This is a genomic window from Paraburkholderia humisilvae, from assembly GCF_902859855.1.
GTDB lineage: Bacteria > Pseudomonadota > Gammaproteobacteria > Burkholderiales > Burkholderiaceae > Paraburkholderia > Paraburkholderia humisilvae.
In genome coordinates this window covers 1-2,151 of sequence record NZ_CADIKH010000276.1, presented here as the reverse complement: position 1 = coordinate 2,151, position 2,151 = coordinate 1, and the positions used below count along the sequence as shown (strand labels likewise).

Sequence of the window (2,151 nt, the reverse complement as noted above, 5' to 3'; positions counted from 1 at the left end):
TAACCAGTTGCTGGTATTCAGATGGAAGCCGAGATCGTCGGCAGCAATGGTCGCCCGGGTTTTCCTGTCCGTGCCGCAGTGACCGGCAGCAACAATTGCAGGACCCGGGCGACAGTCCAGAAAAAAAGCCTGGCGATCATGCCCGCATTCTCCGGAATCCTTGTCACGCTTTGGGGTGCGCTTACCTGCCAAACGGCATCAGAAGCATGGCCCCATTCGCAGCGGGCGTCTTGCTGGCGGGTGGTGAAGTGGCATCGCGCACGTGAATCACCGATATATTGTTCGATCCGACATTAATGGGACCGCCGGGACCGCTGGCCTCACGATTGGTCGCATACGCGGTCGTTCCGTCCGGCGTGAAGGCGATTCCCTGCGGGGAAATGCCAGTAAAGTTGTGAACGGTATCAATCTCCCTGTTCGAGGCAACATCAATGACTGAGATCGTGCTCGAAGTCCTGTTGGCGACGTACGCGGTCTTGCCGTCAGGGGTGAATGCTATATAAACGGACGTAGTACCGGTGAAATCCCGCACCGGTGGCCTGGCGCTATTGGTCAGTATGTCGAACGGAAAGATGCCACCGTTCCGGCCGGCAATGTAGGCGGTCTTTCCATCCGGCGTCACGGCGATATGGTTAGCGGCCTGCGCGAGACTACCGGCAGTGTCGGGTTTCTGGGTATCGGTCGCGACATCAATCATGACCGTTGGCGATGCGTTGCAGGTGACATACGCGGTCTTTCCATCCGGCGTGAAGACGACGTGAAGACAGGAGGCACCCTTGAAATTTGCAACCGTATGCGTCGCCGTGTCATGGATGGCATCAATCACCGCGACCCCTGATTCACACCCGGCATCCGGCGAACATGTGTCGGTGACGTACGTTGCGTACGCTTTGGTTCCGTCCGGAGTGAACGCGATACCCGTCGTGGACGAACCCAGGTTCGCGATGACGCCCGTCTGCGTATTGAAGGTGGGACTGGTCCGGTCAGTATCAATGACAGAGACGCCAGGAGGCGCACTGACATACGCTTTTTTTCCATTCGGCGCGATCGCCATTATTCCGGCGAAGAATCCTGTAAAACCGCCGTGAGTGGCATCAATGACTGCGGTCTGGGTATTGAAGGTGGAGCTGTGCGGATTCGTATCGATTACCGAGATTGAGCCTGCTCCTTGGCTGGTCACGTACGCGGCCGAACCATCCGGCGTGATCGCGACAAAGTAAGGATCCTTGCCGGTAAAGCCACCATGCGTGGTGTCAAGGATGCCGGTCTCGGTATTGTCGCCATGAGCTGCGTGTGCCGCTGTCGACGCGGTGATGGATACCATGGCTGTGAGCGCAACCGCGAAGAATTTCGCTATAAATGCGGTGCGAATGGTCTGGCGTGATTGCGCCAGGTACAACGCTTGATGCTTCATGTATTTTTCTCCTTGTCACCAGGCGAGGACTGTCCTCACTGCCGTGCGATAACCACGGTGAATGGCTGGCATGTCAATGATGTGTCACTGATCCGTCGGAGTGACCTGCCAGTCCGGGCAGGTGCGACGGCCAGAGCGTTGTGCTAGTCCGGCGTGCCATCAGGTGGCTTCGGCGTCGCTTTCATCCGGATCACACGGCGGCCGCAGCTCACCCCGGGCCACCGCTTCGCGGACCGCGAACGAGTAGCGGCCGGGCATGTTGATGTGCCCGAAGCCGAGCCGAGCGGATCAAGCCGCGCCACGTCCTCCTCGCACACCTGGACGCCTTCAACACGGAGCTGCGCAAGCGCGGCATCCATGTAGATCGTGTTCCACAGCACTACCTCGTTCATGGGTTGTATCGCGATAACGAAGAGGAGTGGTCGGGAGTTTGATATAAGAACGAATGTTTACGTGATCAGCGAGTAGAACTGCGCGGTGGGTGTTCCTGTTTCTATCGTCGCGCATCTGCCCCTTGCGAATCATGTGCATGAGCTCGATCCCTGAGAGGATGACGCGCGCAGCGGAAAAGCCTGAATTCCATCATCGGTCTGATGATGCGTTTGATGGCGCGATGGTCCTGCTCCACCACGTTGTTCAGATACTTCACCTGCCGGATCCCGATGGGCGTTTCGCGTTCGGCGTTGATTGATTTCAGCGCCGCCAGATTTGCCGCGCTCCTATCAATCAACCGGTTG

General features: G+C 57.9%; 2 protein-coding genes and 2 pseudogenes. All 4 read right to left on the bottom strand.

What is annotated here, in order from left to right; all coding sequences use genetic code 11:
* Positions 1–192 (bottom strand): hypothetical protein (locus HV796_RS43780; RefSeq protein WP_217478227.1); only part of this gene is annotated, 192 nt, incomplete at its 3' end.
* Positions 182–1,414, bottom strand: a complete 1,233-nt coding sequence (locus HV796_RS41840; protein ID WP_175233490.1) for a lactonase family protein — start codon at positions 1,412–1,414, stop codon at positions 182–184. The genes HV796_RS41840 and HV796_RS43780, both read right to left, overlap by 11 nt.
* 159 nt (positions 1,415–1,573) lie before the next feature.
* Positions 1,574–1,806, bottom strand: a pseudogene (locus tag HV796_RS41835) (Tn3 family transposase); the annotation flags it as partial.
* Between the two features lie 57 nt (positions 1,807–1,863).
* Positions 1,864–2,151: pseudogene (locus HV796_RS41830) on the bottom strand (DDE-type integrase/transposase/recombinase); the annotation flags it as partial.

Bases quoted from the DNA above. Each gene is read 5' to 3' on its own strand.
- HV796_RS41840 (WP_175233490.1), bottom strand. From the start codon at position 1,414: ATGAAGCATCAAGCGTTGTACCTGGCGCAATCACGCCAGACCATTCGC.